Source organism: Gordonia polyisoprenivorans NBRC 16320 = JCM 10675, assembly GCF_000241325.1.
GTDB lineage: Bacteria > Actinomycetota > Actinomycetes > Mycobacteriales > Mycobacteriaceae > Gordonia > Gordonia polyisoprenivorans.
This window is the reverse complement of sequence record NZ_BAEI01000031.1, coordinates 93,022-115,917: the sequence shown is the minus strand read 5'-3', so window position 1 is coordinate 115,917 and position 22,896 is coordinate 93,022. Positions and strand designations below refer to the sequence as shown.

The 22,896-nt window shown below is 66.6% G+C and carries 18 protein-coding genes; 13 read left to right on the top strand and 5 right to left on the bottom strand.

Features of this window, described 5'->3' with window-relative positions; genetic code table 11:
* Positions 1 to 4: 4 nt before the first annotated feature.
* The gene (exaC, locus tag GOPIP_RS08000) at positions 5 to 1,528 is read right to left on the bottom strand and encodes an acetaldehyde dehydrogenase ExaC (RefSeq protein ID WP_006369113.1); all 1,524 of its coding nucleotides are present in this window, start codon (positions 1,526 to 1,528) and stop codon (positions 5 to 7) included.
* Positions 1,529 to 1,905: 377 nt separating this feature from the next.
* On the opposite strand from exaC, the gene GOPIP_RS29015 reads away from it, so the two are divergent.
* Positions 1,906 to 2,082 (top strand): hypothetical protein, encoded by a 177-nt coding sequence (locus tag GOPIP_RS29015; protein WP_006369112.1) that lies wholly within the window; start codon positions 1,906 to 1,908, stop codon positions 2,080 to 2,082.
* Positions 2,083 to 2,241: 159 nt separating this feature from the next.
* Here GOPIP_RS29015 and GOPIP_RS07995 read toward each other — a convergent pair whose 3' ends face one another.
* Positions 2,242 to 3,525: a GAF domain-containing protein gene (locus tag GOPIP_RS07995; protein WP_006369111.1), complete on the bottom strand. Its 1,284-nt coding sequence runs from the start codon at positions 3,523 to 3,525 to the stop codon at positions 2,242 to 2,244.
* Between the two features lie 131 nt (positions 3,526 to 3,656).
* Positions 3,657 to 3,911 (bottom strand): hypothetical protein, encoded by a 255-nt coding sequence (locus GOPIP_RS07990; RefSeq protein ID WP_006369110.1) that lies wholly within the window; start codon positions 3,909 to 3,911, stop codon positions 3,657 to 3,659.
* Positions 3,912 to 4,051: 140 nt separating this feature from the next.
* Between GOPIP_RS07990 and GOPIP_RS07985 the strand changes: the two genes are divergently transcribed.
* The 12 genes from GOPIP_RS07985 to GOPIP_RS07930 all read left to right on the top strand — a co-directional run bounded on the left by GOPIP_RS07985 (position 4,052) and on the right by GOPIP_RS07930 (position 19,085).
* Positions 4,052 to 4,474: a YccF domain-containing protein gene (locus GOPIP_RS07985; protein ID WP_006369109.1), complete on the top strand. Its 423-nt coding sequence runs from the start codon at positions 4,052 to 4,054 to the stop codon at positions 4,472 to 4,474.
* Between the two features lie 35 nt (positions 4,475 to 4,509).
* The gene (locus tag GOPIP_RS07980) at positions 4,510 to 5,880 is read left to right on the top strand and encodes an NAD(P)/FAD-dependent oxidoreductase (protein ID WP_170320184.1); all 1,371 of its coding nucleotides are present in this window, start codon (positions 4,510 to 4,512) and stop codon (positions 5,878 to 5,880) included.
* Entirely contained in the window at positions 5,877 to 6,668 is a 792-nt protein-coding gene (locus GOPIP_RS07975; protein WP_006369107.1) for a DUF1365 domain-containing protein, read from the top strand. The genes GOPIP_RS07980 and GOPIP_RS07975 overlap by 4 nt, the downstream gene beginning before the upstream one ends.
* Positions 6,665 to 7,996, top strand: coding sequence for a class I SAM-dependent methyltransferase (locus tag GOPIP_RS07970; protein ID WP_006369106.1), 1,332 nt, complete (start codon positions 6,665 to 6,667; stop codon positions 7,994 to 7,996). Before GOPIP_RS07975 ends, GOPIP_RS07970 begins: the two co-directional genes overlap by 4 nt.
* On the top strand, positions 7,993 to 8,850 hold the full coding sequence (locus tag GOPIP_RS07965) for a DUF1295 domain-containing protein (RefSeq protein ID WP_006369105.1): 858 nt from the start codon (positions 7,993 to 7,995) through the stop codon (positions 8,848 to 8,850). The genes GOPIP_RS07970 and GOPIP_RS07965 overlap by 4 nt, the downstream gene beginning before the upstream one ends.
* A gap of 188 nt (positions 8,851 to 9,038) precedes the next feature.
* Entirely contained in the window at positions 9,039 to 9,611 is a 573-nt protein-coding gene (locus tag GOPIP_RS07960; protein ID WP_006369103.1) for a sigma-70 family RNA polymerase sigma factor, read from the top strand.
* Positions 9,604 to 10,422, top strand: a complete 819-nt coding sequence (locus GOPIP_RS07955; RefSeq protein WP_006369101.1) for an anti-sigma factor — start codon at positions 9,604 to 9,606, stop codon at positions 10,420 to 10,422. The genes GOPIP_RS07960 and GOPIP_RS07955 overlap by 8 nt, the downstream gene beginning before the upstream one ends.
* Before the next feature lie 376 nt (positions 10,423 to 10,798).
* Positions 10,799 to 12,307 (top strand): aldehyde dehydrogenase family protein, encoded by a 1,509-nt coding sequence (locus GOPIP_RS07950; RefSeq protein ID WP_170320188.1) that lies wholly within the window; start codon positions 10,799 to 10,801, stop codon positions 12,305 to 12,307.
* Entirely contained in the window at positions 12,304 to 13,872 is a 1,569-nt protein-coding gene (locus GOPIP_RS07945) for an APC family permease (protein ID WP_006369097.1), read from the top strand. The genes GOPIP_RS07950 and GOPIP_RS07945 overlap by 4 nt, the downstream gene beginning before the upstream one ends.
* 64 nt (positions 13,873 to 13,936) lie before the next feature.
* Positions 13,937 to 15,502, top strand: coding sequence for a GMC family oxidoreductase (locus GOPIP_RS07940; protein WP_006369095.1), 1,566 nt, complete (start codon positions 13,937 to 13,939; stop codon positions 15,500 to 15,502).
* A 3-nt stretch (positions 15,503 to 15,505) separates the two neighbouring features.
* The gene (locus GOPIP_RS07935; protein ID WP_006369093.1) at positions 15,506 to 17,350 is read left to right on the top strand and encodes a putative nucleotidyltransferase substrate binding domain-containing protein; all 1,845 of its coding nucleotides are present in this window, start codon (positions 15,506 to 15,508) and stop codon (positions 17,348 to 17,350) included.
* Positions 17,351 to 17,810: 460 nt separating this feature from the next.
* Positions 17,811 to 19,085: an HNH endonuclease signature motif containing protein gene (locus GOPIP_RS07930; RefSeq protein ID WP_006369091.1), complete on the top strand. Its 1,275-nt coding sequence runs from the start codon at positions 17,811 to 17,813 to the stop codon at positions 19,083 to 19,085.
* 285 nt (positions 19,086 to 19,370) lie between these two features.
* On the opposite strand, the gene GOPIP_RS07925 is transcribed toward GOPIP_RS07930, so the two are convergent.
* Both GOPIP_RS07925 and GOPIP_RS07920 read right to left on the bottom strand, forming a co-directional pair.
* On the bottom strand, positions 19,371 to 20,903 hold the full coding sequence (locus GOPIP_RS07925) for an ATP-dependent DNA ligase (RefSeq protein ID WP_026920418.1): 1,533 nt from the start codon (positions 20,901 to 20,903) through the stop codon (positions 19,371 to 19,373).
* On the bottom strand, positions 20,903 to 22,669 hold the full coding sequence (locus tag GOPIP_RS07920; protein ID WP_006369087.1) for a SulP family inorganic anion transporter: 1,767 nt from the start codon (positions 22,667 to 22,669) through the stop codon (positions 20,903 to 20,905). Before GOPIP_RS07920 ends, GOPIP_RS07925 begins: the two co-directional genes overlap by 1 nt.
* Positions 22,670 to 22,896: the final 227 nt, after the last annotated feature.

Here is a 22,896-nt window from a genome sequence, read left to right as displayed (position 1 = left end):
CGGTTTAGAAGAATCCCTTCGCACTCTGAGCGTATCCGACCAGGAGGTTCTTGGTCTGCTGGTAGTGCTCGAGCATCATCAGGTGGGTCTCGCGTCCGATGCCGGACTGCTTGTAGCCACCGAACGCGGCGTGGGCCGGGTAGTCGTGGTAGGTGTTGGTCCACACACGGCCGGCCTGGATCTCGCGGCCCGCACGGTAGGCGGTGGCACCGTCACGGCTCCACACACCGGCACCGAGTCCGTAGAGGGTGTCGTTGGCGATGTGGATGGCGTCGGCGTAGTCCTTGAAGGTGGTCACGGCCAGCACCGGGCCGAAGATCTCCTCCTGGAAGATGCGCATCTTGTTGTGGCCGTCGAACACCGTCGGCTTGATGTAGTAGCCGCCCGAGAGGTCGCCGCCGAGGTCGGCCGGCTCGCCACCGATGAGGACCTTCGCGCCCTCTTCCTTGCCGATGGCCAGGTAGGAGCTGATCTTCTCGAACTGATCGTTGGAGGCCTGGGCGCCCATCATGGTGTCGGTGTCGAGCGGGTTGCCCTGCTTGATCTTCGAGACACGATCGACGGCCTTGCCGATGAAGTCGTCGTAGATGTCCTCCTGGATGAGCGCGCGGCTCGGGCAGGTGCAGACCTCACCCTGGTTGAGCGCGAACATCGAGAAGCCCTCGAGCGCACGATCGAGGAAGCCGTCGTCGGCGCTCATCACATCGTTGAAGAAGATGTTGGGGCTTTTGCCGCCGAGCTCGAGGGTGACCGGGATCAGGTTCTCCGACGCATACTGCATGATCAGCCGGCCGGTGGTGGTCTCACCGGTGAAGGCGATCTTGCGGATGCGGTTGCTCGATGCGAGCGGCTTGCCCGCCTCCACACCGAAGCCGTTGACGATGTTGATCACGCCCGCGGGCAGCAGGTCGGCGATCAGGCTCATGACGTAGAGGATCGACGCGGGGGTCTGCTCGGCCGGCTTGAGGACGACGGCGTTGCCTGCGGCGAGCGCGGGCGCGAGCTTCCACACGGCCATGAGGATCGGGAAGTTCCACGGGATGATCTGGCCGACCACACCGAGCGGCTCGTGGAAGTGGTAGGCGACGGTGTCCTCGTCGACCTCCGAGATCGATCCCTCCTGGGCGCGCAGGGCGCCGGCGAAGTAGCGGAAGTGATCGACGGCGAGCGGGATGTCGGCGGCGAGGGTCTCGCGGACCGCCTTGCCGTTGTCCCAGGTCTCGGCAACGGCGATCTTCTCGAGGTTTTCCTCGAGACGATCGGCGATGCGCAGCAGCACCAGCGAACGTTCGGCGACCGAGGTCTTGCCCCACTGCGGTGCGGCCTTGTGCGCGGCATCGAGTGCGAGATCAATGTCCTCGGCGGTCGACCGGGCGACCTCACAGAACGTCTTGCCGTCGACCGGAGACGGATTCTCGAAGTACTGACCCTTCACCGGCGGGGTCCACTGACCACCGATCCAGTTGTCGTAACGCGACTCAAAGCTCATCACCGAACCCTCGGTACCCGGCTTCGCGTAAACAGTCATGTGTGTCCAGCTCCTCAGTGCAGTAACAGGCGTCGGCCAGTTGCGGGATGTCACACCGAGCCGCGACGGCAGCCGGTGTGATCTGTTCCACAGAGTAGGAGGGCTGTGGTTGCAGCCACGTTGCAGACGCGTTCGCAACGTTGCATCGCCACGAAACGGCAGGTCAGGTGCCGTGAGTGGCAGGCCTGATCCACTCACCGTTGGCCCGACGTTGGGTCCGCCGAAAAGAGGAATTCGCACCGATTGCCTGGTGTGCAAAGGGCGATTCGCGGTACTCAAGTCGTGGAAGGTGCCCACAACCACTAAGATCCAGTTTTCGTAATCTGATTCAGTATCTGCAATATGTCAGATCGAGCTGCCAGGAGGGTGGTGCCACGATGGTTCTCGCTCAGAACGATCCCGCACAACGCGGCACGGCCGGTACTCGCGACGAGTCCGAACCGCACCCGCTCGTCACATTGGGCGTCGGGCTGCTGCTCGTGGTGCTGTGCATCGTGACCACCATCGCGGCGGCGCTGCTGCTCATCGGTTCGATGCCCGACGCGCAGCCCTGAGGGCCGCGGGCACGCCGATGCGGAATATAACTTCCACGGATCCGGCGCGACACGCCGTGATTTTCGGGTCGGCGGTCCGCTCATGTGGAATCTGTATTCGTACAAGGCTCCATGACGCGGAGTGGCCACATCCTCGGACGCCTCGCGCCACAGGCCGGGTCAGACCCCGTATCGCTTGTCCAGCAACCTGATTCGCCCGCCGACCACGGCGCGGTCGGGATGTCCCACGGGAAGGCGGTGCTCGAGTCGACGCCACGCGACGAGATCATCGCGACCGTGGATCGATGACGTCCAGGTCCGCAGGGCCCCGACATCTCCCTCGGCGATCACCCGCGACCGCACATCCTCACGGACCACTTCGAAGATCTCGGTGATGCCCGGCGCCGTCGACTCCACCAGCAGTCCACCGCGGCCGAGTTCGTCGATCACCGACGGCAGTTCGCCGCGCTCGGCGATACGCCGGCGCAGGTCGGCGACGTCGGAGGTCATGTCGACGGTCAGGCGGTAGGGCCGCGAGGTGACCACGTCGTTGCCGAGATCACGGCGCAGCCTCGAGATCTCGGCGCGCACGGTGACCGGGTCGATGCCGTCGCCGGCCAGGTGCATGGCGAGTTGTTCGGTGTTGAGGCCCTCGGGATACTCCTGCAGCAGCAACAGGATCTCGGCGTGCCGGCGCGACAGCGTCCGCTCTCCGGCCGGATCACCCTCCCGATGCCATCGATAATTGTTGTCGCCCAATACCGTCAGCCGCGCATCACCCTTGTCCTGCGACGACGCGAAGGTCGCCGGGTCGGCCAGGTTGACCGCCTGGGACTGCAGTTCGCGTTCGACTGCGGCCACCACCGAACGGACGGCGGCCAGGGCGAACGGTGCGGCCACCTCGCGGCCACCGGTCACATCGATGACGCCGATGACATGTCCGGTCACCGGGTCGTGGACGGGCGCGGCGGCACAGCTGAAGTCCTGCACCGAGCCCGCGAAGTGTTCCGGTCCGATCACCTGCACACCCTTGCCGACCGCGAGTGCCAGGCCCGGTGCGTTGGTGCCGACGACGTCCTCGCTCCACACCGAGCCCTCGACGAAGTTGATGCGGCTCGCACGGTCGACGGCGTCGGTGCTGCCCTCGACCCACAGCAGTCGTCCGACCTGATCGGTGAGTGCGACAACGACGCCGGAGTCGGCGATGTCGTCGAGCATCAACGACTGCACGAGCGGGCGCACCGACGTGATCGGATGGGCCTCGCGGTATCGCGTGAACTCGGCCATCGTCATGCTCGCGCTGGTGTCGTCCTCGGGGAGCGCCTCGATCGGATCGACCCCGCGCGACAACGACCTCGACCACGAATCACGCACCACGGAACGCACCGCGTCGGAGGGCGGTGTGATGCCGGAGAGGAAATCCTCATAGGCACGCCGGATGCGCGACGAGCCGAGTTCGGTCATAGGTCTTCTCTCGATTGCCTCTGTGCTGTCGATTATGCCAACTCTGGTGTGACGCGGGCTACAGGCGGCCTTGTCATCAGCCCGAACAACATCGAAGGCACCCGCGATGGGGGTCACCGCGACCTGGGGGGTCACGGAAGCCAGGCGTTGCGGCGCGGGTACCTCGCCCGCAGGTAACTGTAGAGATATGTGCTGATCAGCAGCGCGACCGCACTCCCGACGGCCGGCCACAAGAAAATGTTGTTCATCGAATCCCGGATCGCCGCGACCGCCCAGCCGATGGCGAGCAGGATCACCGCGATCGTCGCGAGCAGACGGATCACCAGGACGACGGTGGTGATGACCCACCACACGGTGACACGTGCACGCTCGGCGTCGGGGGCCATGGGCACAGGTTAGCCAGGGCCGACGACACCACGCATGACATCGGGCAGACCCCGCAGGCTCGGGCCCTGTTCGTCGAGATGGCGGCCGACGGTTGCCCGACGTTGCACCACGATCATCCACGACAGCGGACAATGGGCGTATGCGCACACTCCTCAACATCATCTGGTTGGTGCTCTGCGGGTTCTGGATGGCGATCGGATACGTCGTCGCCGGAATCATCTGCTGCATCCTGATCATCACGATCCCGTTCGGCATCGCATCCTTCCGCATCGCCAACTACGCCCTGTGGCCGTTCGGGAGGACCGTCGTGCGCAAACCACAGGCCGGTGCGGCGTCGACCATCGGAAACATCATCTGGCTGATCTTCGCCGGGATCTGGCTGGCCATCGGGCACATCACCTCCGGCATCGCGATGTGCCTGACCATCATCGGCATCCCGCTGGGCATCGCCAGTTTCAAGATGGTGCCGCTGTCACTGTTGCCACTCGGCGCCGAGATCGTCGACGCCGACCAACGGCAGGCCGGCTACATCGCCGCCCCGCCCCCACCGCAGCGGTACTGACCCATCCGAACGGCCGTCGAGTCCGAACTTCGGGCATGACAACCTCGGGTCCACCGGTACCCCACACCGGCCGTCCCCACCGAGTCGCGGTGGTGGGCAGTGGCGTCGCGGGTCTGGTTGCCGCCTACCGACTCTCCGCCGACGCCGACGTCACCCTGTACGAGGCCGATCACCGTCTCGGTGGTCACGCCCACACGCACTCGATCACGCCGCCCGGGGCCGGCGGCACCGTCGCCGTCGACTCCGGGTTCATCGTCCACAACGACCGCACCTATCCCACTCTGCTGCGGCTCTTCGACGAGCTCGCGGTGCCGACCCAGGAGACCGACATGTCGATGTCGGTGCACTCCGAGCGCACCGGTCTGGAATACGCGGGAGCCCTGGGTCTCTCGGGGCTCATCCCGACCGCGCGCACCCTCACCCGGGGCCGCTATCTGTGGATGCTCGGCGAGGTCGTGCGCTTCCATCGCGCGGCGCGCAAGGTCCTCGACACCCCTGACTCCGACGAGCCGATCACCGAGTTCGTCGCCCGCGAGAAGCTGTCGGACTACTTCGTCGACAACTTCCTGCTCCCGCTGATCGCCGCGGTGTGGTCGTGTGATGCGCGCACCGCGCAGGCCTATCCGGCGCGCTACTTGTTCACCTTCCTCTCCCACCACGGGATGCTGTCGGTGTTCGGGTCACCCACGTGGCGGACCGTCGTCGGCGGTTCGATCACCTACGTCGACGCCGTCGCCGACCACCTGCGTGCCCATCGCGGTCGCATCCGCCTCGGCGCGCCGGTGCGCTCCGTCGAGGATCTCGGTACCGCGGTCGCGGTCACCGCCGACGGTCATCCCACCGAGCGGTTCGACGCCGTCGTCCTCGCGACCCATCCGCACCAGGCCCTCACCGCTCTCGACCACCCGACCGCCGCACAGCGACGGGTCCTCGGCGCCATCTCCTACTGCGCGAAACCCGCTGTCCTACACACCGATATCTCGTTGCTGCCGCGCGCCCGCCGGGCCTGGGCGTCGTGGAATTACCAGATCCGCGCCGACCACGCACCGACCGACGCGCTCGATGGTTCCGGCGTCGCCGTCACCTATGACATGACCCGTCTGATGCGACTGCCCACCGCCGACCCCCGCATGCTCGTCACCCTCGGCCGCACCGACCTCGTCGACGACTCGACGATTCTCGCCGAGATGACCTACGAGCACCCGATCTACACCACCGAATCGGTTGCTGCACAAGCACTCCTCCCGGACATCGAGAGCGACCGCATCGTGTTCGCCGGCGCCTACCACGGGTGGGGATTCCACGAGGACGGCGCGGCGTCCGGCGAGCGCGCCGCCCGCCGGGCGGCCGGCTCCCTACACCGAATGGCCGCGCAATCCGTTGCTCTCCAGGATGATCCGACATGACCCGCCCGGCATCCACCGCGACCCCGTTGCCGGCCGTCGTCGCCACGCGCATCACCCACACCCGGCGCTCACCGCTGCGCCATACGTTCACCTACCGCAGCAGTTCGTGGCTCATCGACGTCGACGAACCACCCCGGTTCCGTGGTCTGCTGCGCCTGGCCGCCGACGTCCGTTCCGCCGACCATTTCCCGGAGCCGATGCGGCCCGGGCAGTCGCTGCGGCAGCGACTCGACAACCATCTGCGCGGCGCGGGTGTCACACCCGCCGACGGCCCGGTGTGCGCCCTGCTCTCACCGCGCGTCGCCGGATACACGTTCAATCCGCTCAGTGTTTTCTGGTGCCACCACGCCGACGGCACCCTCGCGCATGTGGTGGCCGAGGTGCACAACACCTATGGCGAGCGCCACTGCTACATCGTGACGCCCGACGCGGACGGCCGTGCGGAGGTGGACAAGGAGTTCTACGTCTCACCGTTCCACGACGTCTCCGGTCGCTATCGGCTACGCGTCCCCGAGCCGGATGGCCAAGGCCGCGTAGCGGTCTCGATCATCCTCGACCGTCCGGGAGCCGAACCTTTCGTCGCCGCCCTGACCGGACATGCCCGCCCGGCGACCACCCGCGCGATCGTCGGAGCCCAACTGCGCACGCCGCTCGCCCCGCTCGTCGTCTCCGCCCGAATCCGGCTGCAGGGCATCGGATTATGGGCTCGCCGTCTTCCCGTCCAACCGCGCCCCGATCATCCCGTTCATTCCACTCTCGCCTCCACCGCGACGAAAGGACACCGATGAGCACCCACATCCATCGGCCTGACGATTCCGAGGTCACCCCACCCGACGCCGGACGCTGGCCCGACGCCGCCGCGATCCCCACCGGCCGATCCGCGCGGGTCCGCGGCGCCGCGGCGTCCTGGCTGTTCCGGCACGCCACCGCCGGGCTCGACGTGCGCATCGAGTATCCGGACGGCACCCGCGGCGGCCGTCGCACCGACGATGTGCAGCCGCGCATGATCATTCGGCGCCCCACCGACTTCGCGCGTCGGGTCGGGTCTCACGGGTTGATCGGATTCGGCGAGTCCTTCATGGCCGGCGACTGGAGCACCGATGACCTCGTCGGCGTCCTCACCCCGTTCGCCTCTCGGGTCGCGCGGCTGGTCCCCCGACCCCTACAGGCGCTGCGCCGGGTGGTGCTGCCGAAACATCCCGAGGACGAAGAGAACACGACGGCCAACACCCGCTCCAACATCTCGCGCCACTACGACCTGTCCAACGAGTTGTTCGCCACCTTCCTCGACGAGACGATGACGTATTCGAGTGCACTGTTCGCCGACCCCGGGGTCTCGGCCGAACATGCCGTGCTGCATCCACTTTGGGATGATCTCGCCGATGCCCAGCGCCGCAAGGTGGACCGGCTGCTCGATCTCGCCGGTGTCGGGGAGGGCACGCGCCTACTCGAGATCGGAACGGGCTGGGGCGAACTGTGCCTACGCGCCGCGGCCCGGGGGGCCACGGTCCGTTCGGTCACCCTGTCCTCCGAGCAGCGCGAGCTGGCGTTGCGTCGCGTCGCCGACGCCGGCTTCGCCGACAAGGTGCAGATCGATCTCCTCGACTACCGCGAGGTCGACGGCACCTACGACGCCGTCGTGTCGGTCGAGATGATCGAGGCCGTCGGTGAAAAGTATTGGCCGACATACTTCTCCACCATCGACCGCGCCCTCGCGCCCGGCGGGAAGGTCGCGATCCAGGCCATCACCATGCCGCACGATCGCATGCGCGCCTCCCGCCACACCTACACCTGGGTGCACAAGTACATCTTCCCCGGCGGTCAGCTCACCTCGCTGCCCGCGCTGCGCGCCGTCACCGACAAGCACACGACGCTGCGGCTGACCGACTCGCTGTCGATGGGCGCGCACTACGCCGAAACGCTGCGGCTCTGGCGCGAACGCTTCGATTCCCGTCGGCGCCGGATCGCCGACCTCGGCTTCGACGCCACCTTCATGCGGATGTGGCAGTTCTATCTCGCCTACTCCGAGGCCGGATTCCGGGCGGGGTACCTCGACGTCCACCAGTTGTTGTTCACCCGCAGCTCGGCCGGCACGGCTCCCCGGGAGCGGTCATGACCGGTTGGTCGGGATTTCTCGTCCTGACGCTGTCGTCGCTGGTCCTGCTCGCGGTGATGCAGGCGGTCACCTTCGCGATCGGCTATCGGATCGGGCGTTTCAACGTCGTCGACGTCACGTGGGGCCTCGGATTCGTCGCCGTCGCCTGGTTGTCGCTGATCCTCGGCGGCGGTGACCCCACGCGCCGCTGGCTGCTGGCGCTCGGCGTGAGCGTGTGGGGGCTGAGACTGGCCTGGCACATGGTCGGCAAATCGAAGGGCAAGGGTGAGGACCCGCGCTACACCGAGATGCTGGAACGCTCCGGCGGCAACGGTTTCACAGTCGTCGCCCGCAAGATCTTCGCGACGCAGGGGGCCGCGCAGTGGTTCGTGTCGCTGCCGATCCAGGTGTCGGCGGTCGCCGGCCCCACCCCCGCACTCGCATGGATCGTCGGCGGCCTCGGCATCGCGCTGTTCACGCTCGGGCTGTGCTTTGAGGCGATCGGCGATGCGCAACTGCGCGCCTTCAAGGCCGACCCCGCCAACAAGGGCGCGATCATGGATCGCGGACTCTGGGCGTGGACGCGTCACCCCAACTACTTCGGCGACGCGTCGGTGTGGTGGGGCATCTGGCTGCTGGCGGCGACATCGGGGGCGATGACCACCGGTCCCACGCTCGTCCCGTGTCCCGGCGTGCTCACCGTCCTGTCACCGGTGGTGATGACCTACTTCCTCGTATTCGCCACCGGCGCCCGGTTGCTGGAGAAGTCGATGAGCACGCGACCCGGCTATCCCGAGTACCAGCAACGCACCTCGTACTTCTTCCCGCTGCCGCCCTCGTCGACGCCAACGGCCGACTCCCGCGCCACGCCATGACCTCCGGGTTGGCGGTGGCCCGGCCGTCAGGCCGCACGATGACACAGCCGGACGGCCGCCCGGTGTCACCGTTGCCCGGCCCGTCGGCGACCGCACCGGGAGATCTCCGGGCGAGCCGGACACCCGAATCGTTGAGTGGCCCCCTGCCGCGGGTTAGGGTGATCGGCGATGAGATCAGAGGCGTCGAGGTGACGGCAACCGACGGCCGCGAGGACGCGGCACTGCCGGATCTGCTGGCGCGGATCGCCGACGGCGACTCGGCGGCCTTCGCCGAGTTCTATGACCGGACCGGGGATCGCGTGTACGGCATGGTCCTTCGCGTTCTGCGCGATCCGGGATACAGCGAGGAGACCACGCAGGAGGTGTTCCTGCAGGTGTGGCGGTCGGCCGACAAGTTCGATCCGGCGGCCGGGTCGGCGCTGAGCTGGTTGATCACCCTGGCGCACCGACGCGCGGTCGACCGGGTGCGCTCCGAGGTCGCCGGCGATCGGCGGGAGACCACCTACAGCCAGGCCACGGCGACGATCAGCTTCGATCAGGTCGCCGACGCCGTCGAGGTCCGCGAGGCACGTGAACGCGTCATCAACTGCCTGGGCAGTCTCACCGACATCCAACGCGAGTCGGTGTCGCTGGCCTATTACCGCGGGCTGACGTACCGGGAGGTCGCCGAGCAGCTCTCGGTCGCACTGCCGACGATCAAGTCGCGCATCCGGGACGGTTTGGCGCGTCTGCGGGAATGCCTGGGGGATCGGGATGTCTGACGACGAGTTGCTCGCGATGGCGCCGCTGATGGGACTCGATGCCCTGTCGCCGGCGGAACTGGACTCGGTCCGACGCCGGCGTGCGCAGGCCGACGACGCGGTGCGCGCGGAGTTCGACGCGCTCGTGGCCGCGACCCGGGAGACGATGGCCGCGGTCAGCGCGTCGACCGCCATGACCCCGCCCGCCGAGCTGCGTGACCGACTGTTGGCTGCGGCCACCGCCGAGGCCCGCGAGGCCGCCCACCCGAGCACCGCCGGTGTCCGCGAGATCCGCCCGCGATCGACCGACGACCCCGCACGCTCGGATGCCCCGGAGTCCGTCGCGTCGGGCGGTGCTGCGGCCGCTCCCGACGTCACCCGGACCGGACGTCGGATTGCCTATCTCGCCGCTGCCGCGGTGGTCGCCGTCGCGGTCGGGGCCATCGGGTGGGCGATCGGCAGTGGACTGTCGAGCAAGACCACCACCGAACAGCCCACCGCCGCCAAGGTGTTCAGCGCCAAGGACGTTCGGACGAGCTCCGGGTCGGTGGCCACTGGTCGGGCGTCGGTGACCTACTCCGAGCGCGCCGACGCGGCGGTCCTCGTGATGAACGACGTGCCACCACCTCAGCCCGGCACCGTCTATCAAATGTGGCTACTCGGCCCGCAGGGCGCCACCCTGGCCGGCACGATGACCGACAAGGACGTCGCACCATCGACGACTGCGGTCATCCCCCATATCGGCGACGCGACGGCGCTGGGCTTCAGTGTCGAACCCGCCGCCGGCGCAACGTCTCCCGGTTCGATCGTCGCCGAGCTCCCGCTGCGCTGATCATGGCGCCCAGACCGGCTCACGTCCTCTCGGTGACGGGAGCCGGCGCAGCCATGGGTTCCTCACCTATTGACAGAACACCGGGCTGGCACAACACTTGTTGCAACAGGTGCGCAGAGTTGCGCACAGAGCAACACTGTGACCCGCCGTCCGTAGGGGCTCGCGCACGTCCACGCGCCCGTGCGAGCCCTGACCGCCACCGTGGGCGCGTCCCACGCACTCGTTCGTGTTCGCAGTCTCGTCATGTTCATCCCGTCTTTCGTCACCCCCGTCTTCGTCATCAGTCGTGAGAACACCATCCACCAACGCGGAGAGGCCACTTCACGTGAGCACCACCGATCAATCCGTCTCGTCGGACACCTTTTCATCACCGCTTCTGGGCGAGGCCCAACTGTTCACCGCCGGGCGGTGGCATCACGCCGCCGACGGCGGTACCCGCGAGATCATCGACCCCGCGCTCGGTGAGAGCTTCATCCGGGTCGACGAGGCCACCCCCGAGGACGTGACCGCGGCGATCGCGGCCGCCCGCACCACCTTCGACGACGGCCGGTGGCCGGCCACCCCGGTCGCCGAACGCGCCGCACTGCTACGCCGCATCGCCGATCTCCTCGTCCGGGACAAGGCCGAACTCGCCCGTATCGAGACCCTCGACACCGGAAAAACACTGGCCGAGAGCGAGATCGACATCGACGACGTCGAGTCGGTTTTCCGCTATTACGCAAGTCTGGTGGAGACCGAGGCCGATCGGGCCGTCGACACCGGGGTGCCCGGGGTGATCAGTCGGGTGGTGCGCGAACCGATCGGGGTCTGTGTGCTGATCGCACCGTGGAACTATCCACTTCTGCAGATCTCGTGGAAGATCGCCCCTGCGTTGGCCGCCGGTTGCACAATGGTCGCCAAGCCCAGCGAGGTCACCCCGCTGAGCACCATCGCGTTCGTCCGGTTGTGCGAGGAGGCCGGTGTGCCTGCAGGTGTGCTGAATCTCGTTCAGGGAGCCGGTTCGTCGCTGGGTGCCGCACTCACCGACACCGACGAGGTCGATTTCATCTCGTTCACCGGCGGGCTCGCCACCGGGCGGATCATCTCCGAGACCGCCGCGCGTCACGTCACCAAGGTCGCCGTCGAACTCGGCGGAAAGAACCCGCACATCGTCTTCGCCGACGCCGACTGGGACTCGTCGGTCGAACAGGTACTCGCCGGGGTGTTCCTGCACTCGGGCCAGGTCTGTTCGTCAGGAACGCGCCTCATCGTCCACGAATCGATCGCCGACGACTTCGTCGACGCCCTCGTCGCCCGGGCCGACCAGATCGTCATGGGCAACGGGCTCGACCCGGCCGCCAAGACCGGTCCCCTGGTGTCACAGACCCAGCTGGACAAGATGAACGCCCACGTCGCGTCGGCCATCGCCGAGGGCGCACAGTTGCGCTGCGGCGGTGGACATCCCGAGCGTGAGGGACTCGCACCCGGCGGATACTGGTTCGCGCCCACCATCTTCGACCACTGCAACCGCACGATGTCGGTGGTCCGCGACGAGACCTTCGGGCCGATCCTGACCGTCGAGCGATTCACCACCGAGGAGCAGGCACTCACCCTCGGCAACGACACCGATTACGGGCTGGCGGCCGGGGTGCGCACCTCCGACGCCGCGCTGGGCGAACGCATGGTGCGCGCGCTGCGCCATGGGACGGTGTGGCTCAACGACTTCGGCTACTACACCCCGGCAGCCGAATGGGGCGGATTCGGGAAGTCCGGCAACGGACGTGAACTCGGTCCCACCGGTCTCGCGGAATACCAAGAGACCAAACATATCTGGCACAACACCGCGCCGTCGGCGTCGCAGTGGTTCACTCCGCACGAGGATGATCAACAGAAGGACGATCAATGAGTACAGCTCCCACTGGTGCGCCGAAGGATTCGGCGGACGAATCGTACGGCCTGTCCGACTTCGGCTACAAGGAGTCCCTCGACCGCTCCATCGGCAAGTTCGCCAGCTTCGCCGCGGGCGTCAGTTACATCTCGATCCTCACCGGCACCTTCCAGCTGTTCTACGTCGGTTTCGGCAACGCCGGACCGGCCTATCTGTGGTCGTGGCCGATGGTCTTCGTCGGACAGCTCTGCGTCGCACTGTGTTTCATGGAACTCGCCGCGAAGTATCCGGTGGCCGGATCGGTCTACAACTGGGCCAAGCGACTCGGCAGCCAACGCGTCGGATGGTCGGCGGGCTGGTTGATGTTCACCGCATCGGTGGTCACCCTCGCGGCGGTCGCCCTGGCGATGCAACTCAATCTGCCCCGACTGTGGAGCGGCTTCCAGATCTACGGCAGCGGTGACGATGCCACGGACTACGCGGTCAATGCGGTCATTCTCGGCGCGATCCTCATCGCACTGACCACGGCCATCAACGCCTGGAGCGTACGGCTGATGTCATTGATCAACTCCGTCGGTGTATTCGTCGAGCTGATCGCCGCGGTGTTGATCGCGATCATTCTGGCCTGCAACATCACTCGTGGTCCGCAGATCTTCTTCTCCACCAACGGCTACGGCGCAGGCGAGAGCAGCGGCTATCTCGGTGCGTTCCTGGTCGCGTCGCTGGCCTCCGGGTACGTGATGTACGGCTTCGACACCGCGAGTTCGCTCGGTGAGGAGACCGTCGAACCCCGCCGAACCGCACCCAAGGCGATCCTGCGCGCCATTCTCGCCTCGTTCGTCATCGGTGGTGCCATCCTGGTATTCGCGATCATGGCCGCGCCGAACCTGTCCGATCCGAAACTCGGTGACGCGTCCGGCGGCCTGCAGTACATCGTCGAGCAGGTGATGTGGGGGCCGGCGAGCAAGGTCTTCCTCGTCGCGATCGTCGTCGCGGTCTTCGTCTGCTCATTGGCGGTGCACACCGCGGCCATTCGGCTGATGTTCGCGATGGCCCGCGACAATGCCCTGCCCTTCGGCGAGAAACTCGCCAAGGTCGATCCCGTCCGGCAAACTCCGGTGATCCCGTCGCTGGTGATCGGGATCGTCGCCGTCCTCATTCTCGTCATCAACGTCGGTCAGCCCAAGATCTTCACCGTGCTGACCTCCATCGCGATCATCATGATCTACCTGGCCTATCTCCTCGTCACCGGGCCGTTGCTGGCCAAGCGGTTTCGCGGGGAATGGCCGCCGAAGGACCTCGCCGAGGGCGGATACTTCACCATGGGCCGGTGGGGCCTGCTGGTGAACATCGTCGCCGTGGTCTGGGGTGTGGGCATGGCACTCAACCTGGCGTGGCCACGCTCGGAGATCTATGGCGAACCCTGGTACAACACCTGGGGCGCCTTCGTCTACATCGGCATCATCTTCGGCGTCGGTTTCGTCTGGTACCTCACCGTCGGCCGTCGCCACATCGGTGTACTCGAATCCCATTCCACCGCAACAAGGCTGCCCACCGCCGACGAGATCGGCGGCGGACTGTGAGCGACTGTTCTGCCGGTCGTATCCCGCCTCGTCATATCACCCCCGAAAGGATCTGAGCACGCTCATGACCTCTTATGACTACGTCATCGCCGGTGGCGGGACCGCCGGATGTGTGCTCGCCGCACGCCTTTCCGAGGATCCGGCCGTCACGGTCTGCCTGATCGAGGCCGGGCCCAGCGACGTCGACGATCCCAACATCCTGGTACTCAAGGAGTGGATGCACCTGCTCGACTCCGGGTACGACTGGGATTATCCGGTCGAACCACAGGAACGCGGGAACAGCTTCATGCGGCACGCCCGCGCCAAGGTGCTCGGCGGGTGTTCCTCGCACAACTCGTGTATCGCGTTCTGGCCGTTGGCCCAGGGGTTGCGTGACTGGGAGGCGGCCGGCGCGACCGGCTGGGGACCGGACGACGTGCTGCCCTACGTCTCCCGCGTCGAGAACAACGTCGCCGACGGCGACTACCAGGGCTATCCGCACGGTCACGACGGACCGGTCCGATTGCGCGATGTCCCGCCGGTCGATCCGTGCGGCCAGGCTGTCCTCGACGCCGCCGCGAAGGTCGGTCTACCCACCGTGCAGTTCAATCGCGACCAGTGGCATCTCAACGGCGCCGGATGGTTTCAGATCAACGCGAACGAAGCCGGCGAGCGCATGTCGACCTCACACGCCTACCTGCATCCCATTCTCGGCACCCGCCCCAACCTCACCGTGCTCACCGACAGCTGGATCAGCGAGATCCTGATCGACGACTCGCTGCGCGCCACCGGTGTGCGATTCCAACGACCCGACCTCACCGGATACGACGAAGTGACGGCCGACCGCGAGGTGATCGTCACCGCCGGTGCCATTGACACTCCGAAACTGTTGATGCTCAGCGGGATCGGCCCGGCCGAGCATCTGCGCGAGATGGGCGTGACCGTTCGCGTCGACTCCCCCGGGGTCGGCGAGAACCTCGACGATCACGTCGAGGGACTGGTGTTCTGGGAGGCCTCTCGCCCGATGGTCACCGACTCCACCCAGTGGTGGGAGATCGGATTGTTCACCACCACCCAGGAGGGGTTGGACCATTCGGATCTGATGATGCACTACGGCAGTGTGCCCTTCGACATGAACACCCTGCGCTGGGGCTATCCGACCACCGAGAACGGATTCTGCTTGACCCCCAACGTCACCCAGGGCCGATCACGCGGGACCGTTCGTCTGCGGTCACGGGATTTCCGGGACCGGCCCAAGGTCGACCCGCGTTACTTCACCGATCCCGACGGCCACGACGAGCGCGTCATGCTCGCCGGCGTCAAGCTCGCCCGCCGCATCGCCGAGCAGTCACCGCTGCGGGAATGGGTGGCCCGCGAACTCGCCCCCGGCCCCGACGTCACCTCCGACGACGAGATCATCGATTACTTCCACAAGACCCACAACACCGTCTACCACCCGGCCGCCACTGCGCGAATGGGTGCCGCCGACGACCCGATGGCGGTGCTCGATCCGACCCTGAAGGTCAAGGGTGTCACCGGTTTACGGGTCGTGGACGCCTCGGCGATGCCCAACCTACCGATCGTCAACCCCAACATCACGGTGATGACGATGGCCGAGAAGTGCGCCGACCTGATCCGGTCCGGTACCTGAGTGATGGCCGGGGCCGAGGACTCCGACACCGTCGAATTCCTGGGAGCCCATTCACCTTTCCAGGAACTGGCCGACGATGAGCTGGCCCGGATCGCCGCGGGCGCGAGCGTCCGTCGATTTCGCGCCGGGGAGGTCATCGCCGAATACGGTCACGGCTCCGCGGATGCGGTGTTCATGGTGTGCGCCGGACGGGTCGAGCTGACGGCTCCTGGGGCAGAACTCGATCGCCCGGAGGTGTTCGAAACCCTGGGCCCTGGAGCATTGTTCGGCTACATACCACTCATCATCGGCGGTGAGGCACGGTTCGTCGCGCGTGCTGCCGAGCCGGCGTCGGCGATCGCATTGCCCGCCGACGAGGTGCGGGCCGTGCTCGGCAGAAGGTCGGGACTGACCTTCCTCGCCGAGTCGGCCTGGCAGTCGATCTCCGCCCGGCCCGCACCCACCGCAGGCTGGTCGTCGACGACGCGGGTGTCGTCGTTGATCCGCGACGCTCCGGTGTTCGTCGCTCCGCACACCCCCGTCGTCGAGGCGGTGCGCGCGATGGGTGCAGCCGGCCAATCGTGTGCGCTCATCGAGTTGCCCGACGGCACACTGGGAATCGTCACCGAGAGCGACGTCACCCACCGTGTCGTCGGTGCCGGACGGTCACCGGATGTGCCGGTCGCCGAGGTGATGACCGCACCGGCCCGCTCCGTCGACGCCGGACGCTACGCGATCACCACCTGGCTGGAGATGTTGGAGGCCGGCGTTCGTCACATGCCGGTGTGTTCTCCGCGGGGCCGCGCCATCGGGGTATTGGAGGAGACCGATCTGCTGGTCGCCGCGAGCCGTGGCGGCTCACTGCAGCGACGGATCGCTCATGCCACCGATGTCGCCGCACTCGCATCGGCAACCCAGGCCATGCCACGTTTGGCCGATGACCTCGTGAGCGCGGGCCTCGATGCGGAATCCACGTGCGGTGTGCTGTCGTTGATCATCGACACCACTGCCCGCCGTGCCGTCGAACTCGCGCTAGAGGATCACCCCGACTTGTCGGGCTTCGCCTGGATCACCCTGGGTAGCGTGGCGCGGCGGGAGGCGATGCCGTCCTCCGACGTCGACTCGGCTCTCAGCTGGATCGACGACGGCGACCGTTCGGCGGACGAGTTCCGTGCGCTGGCCCGCCGCACACACACGATCCTCGACGACTGCGGTCTGCCCGCCGACACCAACGGTGCCGTCGCCTTCTCGCCGAGCTTCTCCCGCTCCTGCGACGACTGGCTGCTCGCAGCACGACGATGGTTGACAGCACCACTCGCCGACCACGGTCTCATCATGTCGTCGCTGCTCATCGACGGCCGCGTCATCCTCGGCCCCGAAAGCCTGCACACCGCGCCCTCGGCGTTCTCGTCGATGCCGGCCGACCATCCCGAAGCCCTACGCCTGCAACTGCTCAACGCGCTGTCGCTGCGGCCGCGCGTACGGAGCCTGCGCGACGTCCTGTCCCGTCGCGGCGGGACCGTTGACCTGAAGGCGCACGTCATCGCACCCATCGTGAACCTCGCACGCTGGGCCGGCCTGACTGCGGGGATCACCTCGGCTCCCACCCCTGCGCGCCTGCACAGCGCCGTCGACGTCGGCACCCTCACCTCCGCCGAAGCCTCACTGCTGCATGAGGTTTTCGCCATGACCCAACGCCTGCGGCTTCGTCACCAGATCACCCAGCTCCGCGCCGGCCACACCCCCGGCGACGTCATCGTCCTCAGCGATCTCAGCCCCTTGGAACGCAGCATGCTCAGCGAAGGCGTTCGCGAGATCAGCGACATCCAACGTCGAGTTCGCACCCGAATCACGGTTCCCCTCAACTGACTTGCGGCTCCCGCTCCAACTGTCGAGCACTCTCCCCCCCGATCCGCGAGAGCCGTTCCCCGATGCTCGACAACCCCTCTCCCGATGCTCGGTAGCCTTTCCCCCCGCTCGATAGCCTTTCCCCCCGATGGTCGAGACCCCTGTGCTCGATAGTCTTCCCCCGATGGTCGAGACCCCTGTGCTCGATAGTCTTTCCCCCGATGGTCGAGGTGCGAGCCGCGTGCGGCGAGCCTCGAGACCCGGTGAGACAACAAGCTTCCCAACCACATCGAGAGCAAGACAAACGAAAAACCGCACCGCCTACCACACCCCACCGACAGAAAACTTCCGCCAGCCCACCCCCGAAACCCGTTGTCCACAAACACCTTTCCCTCCACAGAACCATCGAACACCCTTGCCTTAATTCAAATGTTCGAGTACGATGGAGCCACCACACCGATCAGCCACTGGGGAGGGGCCCATGATCGACACCACCGAAGCTCTTGACGCCGAAGCACTCTTTGCCGACATCGTCACCCAACTGAGTGACCTGCAATGGAATCCGGAGATGACCGGGCCACAAGCTTTCGGTGCGATGAAACAAGTCCTGTTGTTGCGGAACCTGGTTGATCACCACGCCACCACCCTCACCGGCGAGATGGACCGGCTGGGCGTGGCCGATCACAAGACCACCCGTTTGCGGGAACTGTTGATCAGCATGGGTTGCGCACCGGCCGTCGCTGCCCGGTATGTGCGGGTTGCCGCCACCACCGATGTGGATCTGTTGTTGGCGCACGCCGCGGACGGGTCCATCTCCTCCGAACACAGTGATGCCATCGTCCGCGGATTGGCGCACATCGACACCCGATGCCCCGAACCCCTCGACACCGTGCAACGGTGTGAATTCCTGCGGAAACTCTTGTCGCACTACTTCGCCGGCTTCACCCCCGCCGAGATCACCACCTACGCGCGGCAGTTGGGTAACGAGCTCGCCGCGGAGACGCCGGGCGGGTTACCGGCCGCGGAGGACAAGACGATCAACTCCTACACCGACCGCATCACCGACGACGGACGACTGGAGATCTCGGCGAACCTCGACATCATCGCCGGGGAGAAAACCAGAACTTTGATGGAAACCTTGTCGGCGCCGAAGCCTCAGCCGGATGGGTCACCCGACCCCCGGACACCCGAACAGATCTGCGCCGCCGCGTTCGAAACGATCGTGGAGTTGGCGGCACAAGGTTTGGCCGACACCACGTTCTCGGCCAAACCCACCAGCGGACTGTTGTGGACCTGGTCGGCGGACAACCCGGCACTCGGCGGGGATTTGCAGAACATGGGTGCGATCACCGAAGCCACCGCGAAACTGTTGTCGTGTGACACCACGATCACCAAGATCATGCTCGATCCCAACGGTGTACCGCTCAGTGTTGGGGAGGCGAAACGCTTCTTCACCCTCGGCCAGCGCAAAGCGTTGTTGGTGCGGGATCGCGGGTGCATCAAATGCGGTGCGCACGCCGGACGCTGCCAAGGACACCATCTGCACCATTGGGCCGATGGTGGGCCCACCGACCTCGACAACGGCTGCCTACTCTGCACCAGCTGCCACGACGATGTGCACCACCACGGATGGGACATCATCATGGGATTCGACCGACACCCCTGGCTGATCCCACCCGCCAGCATCGACCCGAAACGCCGACCGATACCGTCCTATCACCGCAGAAGCATGCGACTCGACGACGTAGCAGCCTGACCCACGCTGCCCCACAACCTGATTCCCCGCACCCGGCCAGGCCGGGACCGCATCTGTTGTTTGAGAACTCCATAGCGATAATCCCCACCCGATGGTCGGGATGGTCGTGCCCGTGGCCCGGAATCCCTTCGGCACACGGGGTCTCGAGGCTCGTCGCTGGCGCTCCTCGGCACCTCGACCACCGGGATGGGGAACGGCCCGATTCATCAATCGCTGGTCGAGGTGCGAGCCGCGTGCGGCGAGCCTCGAGACCGCCTGTGCCGGAGCTGGAATCGGCCCACACGCTCATCGCAGAAGCCCGCGCACCGCATCGATGGTGTCGGCGAGATCGGCGGTCTTGTCGGGGCGGTACCGCAGGACGCGGGCGAATCGGAGGGCCACCCCGCCCGGATACCGCGAACTGCGTTGTACACCATCGAGTTCGATCTCGACGACGATCTCGGGGCGCAGGTAGACCGTCCACGAATCGCGGTGGTCCTCGTGTTTCGGGAACTCCTCGGTCTGCCACTGGAGCAGTTTGTCGGTGAGCCCCTTGAAGGTCTTGCCGACCATCACCGGCGGACCCCCATCGGGATCACGCGCTCCCAGATGGATGTTCGAGAGGTATCCGGTCCTACGCCCCGACCCCCATTCGGCGCCGAGGACGACGAGGTCGAGGGTGTGCACCGGCTTCACCTTCTGCCAGGCCTTACCTCGTCGACCGGCCGCGTACGGACCCGACAACGACTTCACCATGACCCCCTCGTGACCGGCGGCCAATGCGGCCTCGAGGGTGTGCCGGGCCTGCTCGGGCGTCGGATTGCGCACCGATGTGATCCGCAGATGTGGCGCAAACGAATCCAGCGCGTCGAGCCGCTCGACGAGGGGGCGGTCGATCAGATCCTCGCCGTCGAGATGGAGACAATCGAAGAAGAACGGTCGCAACAACCGCGGACCACTGTCGACCCCCGGATCTTCCTCCACCATTGACCCGAACCGACTCATCGTCTCCTGGAACGGACGGGGCCGGCCGTCGTCGAACAGGGTCAGGGTCTCGCCGTCGAGGATCACCGATCGCAGCGGCAGCTCCCGCACTGCGGCAACGAGATCCGGTACCCGTGCCGTCACGTCGTTGAGGGTGCGGGTGAACACGGCCACCTCATCACCGTCGCGATGCACCTGGATGCGGGCTCCGTCGAGTTTGTGGTCGACGACGAGATCCGGTCCGAGACTGGCCAACGCCGAGTCGAGATCCTCCGCGGGTGTCGCCAGCATCGGCGACACCGCCCGCCCCACCTGCAGACCGATGCCCTCCAAGACGGCACGGCCACCGTCGATCGCCGATGTCGCGGTCTCCGACAGTGATCCGGTGAGCATGTGCGCTCGACGGACCAGGGGCGCAGGTTGCTCGGACACGGCGATGATCGCCTCCACCATCACACCGGCGAGCGCGCCCTGCCGCAGTTCGCCGGTGAGCAACCGGAGCAAGAAGTTCTGTTCGTCGGCGGTGGCGCGGCCGAAGAGGTTGCCCAGCAACTCCGCTCGGGCAGCGACCGACCCGGCTCCCGACGTCGTTGCCAACCGGGTGAAGGTGTCGTCGACCTCTGACACCGTCAGCAGCGACTCCTCGTCGGGGATGGGCGCCACATCGATTCCTCGCACGGTGCGCCAGCCGATTCCGAGGCGGCCCTGCGGAATCTCACCCGACAACCACGCCACCACAAGACCCACCTCGTCGGCGGCGGTGGCGAGGAGTTCGCGGAGCACAGCGGTTTTCGCGGTGCGTGAGCGGGTCGCCGCAACCGCGGCCGACGCCTGCACCACCGACGAGAAACGCATCATTGTCCCCGGGTTTCCGGTGGGAGGTCGAGCGCGGACGGATCGTAACCGGGCGGCGCGGACTCCGGATGCGCCTGCAGGTAGGCGCGCAGCGCATCCTCGAGTGAGGCGAAGATGTGGTCGGGATTCAACTCGGCGAGTATCCCATCGGTGCGCAGTGTCTGCTGCAACTCGGGATCGACACCGGCGAGCGCGAAATGCGCACCGCGGGAATGGATATAGCCGATCAGATCGGTGAGTACCGTTGACGCCGAATAGTCGACATCGGTCATCGCCGACGCGTCGAGCACCAGCCACCGCACCGGGTCCGGCGCCTGCTTGACCAGATGCATGACGTCGTCGGAGAAACGACCGGCGTTGGCGTAGAACAGCTCCGCGTCGTACCGGAACACGATCAGGCCCGGCAGCGACTGACTGCCCGGCGTCGCCGACTCGTACCGCGGCCGGCCGCCACCGCTGACGCCCAGCACGAAACGTTCGGGCCGGTATTGGCGTCGAACCAGTTCGAGCAGCGAGACCACCATGGACGCGACGATACCGACCTGCACACCGAACACGACGACGATGACCGCGGTGAGTACCGCGATACCGAACTCGACCCGCCGAACCCGCCAGATCCGCACGAACCCGTGGACATCGATGAGACGCAGCGCGATCAGGAACACGATCGCCGCCAGCACCGCATGCGGCAGACGGGCCAGCACACCGGTGGCGAATACCACCACCAGCAACGCGATCACCGCCATCGTCAGATTCGCGACCTGGGTGCGGCCGCGTTGGTCGTCGAGGAGTTGCGTCTTGGTGGGACTGCCGTTGACGACGAAGGTGCCGGAGAAGCCCGCCACCAGATTGGCCCCCGACAGCCCCAGGACGTCACGGTTGATGTCGGCGTTCTGCCCGTGCCGCTGCGCGAAGCTGCGTGCGGTCGCAGCGCTCTGGGCGAGAATCACCAGCGCACAGCCGAATGCGACAGTGGTGGCCTTCGCGATCTCCCCCAATCCCATTCCTCCCGAGCCCATTCCGCCCGGCCATCCGAAGGACGGGAGGCCACCGTGGACCGACCCGACCACCGGAACGTGCGCGGACCATCCGAAGGCCGCGACGGCGACGATCGACCCGATGACCACCACGACGGCGGCCGGGAAACGGGGCATCAGGCGCCCGCCCGCCAGCAGCGCGACCAAGGTGACCGCGGCAAATCCGACCGCTCCCCAATTGATGTCGCCAAGATGGGTGAGGATCGCCCACCACCGCGACCAGATCGAGCCGTCGGTGCTCGACAGTCCCAGCATTGCGGGGACCTGGCCGGTCATGACGGTGACACCCGTGCCCGCGAGGAATCCGATGAGCACCGAGGTGGACAAGAAGTCGCCGAGGAATCCCAGGCGCAGCAACCGGGCCACCGCGAGCAGTCCACCGGTGACGATCGCGATCAGGCACGCCCACTGCAGCCACGCCTGCGAGTCCGGCACCAGCCCTGCCACACCGAGCCCGGCGATACCCGATGCCAGCAGCGCCGCGGTCGCCGAGTCCGCGCCGACGACCATCAGCCGGGACGAGCCGATCAGCGCGAACACGATCGTCGGCAGGATGATCGTGTACAGACCGGCAACCACCGGCACATGCGCGATGGCGCTGTAGCCCATCGATTCGGGGATCGCCACGGCCGCGAGGGTGCATCCCGCGACCAGGTCGGCCCGCAGCCACGAGCGCTGATAGCCGGCCAATGCCGGCGGAACCAGCCGCGTCAGCGCTCCCCGCTTCATCCCGTCAGGCTAGTGGTTTGCGGACCGAAATCGGTGGCATGCGCCCGGCACAACATTGCTCGATCCGACAAGTCGGACGGCCTCGGAAAAGGCCATCTCCGATGCGGTTGACATCGTCTGCCATAGACCGCACACTTGTTGCATCACGTGCGCGGTGTTGCGCATAGTGCAACTACAGACGTTGATGCGGTAGCTGGGGTGGTTCGCGGAGCCCGCCCACCCGGCGC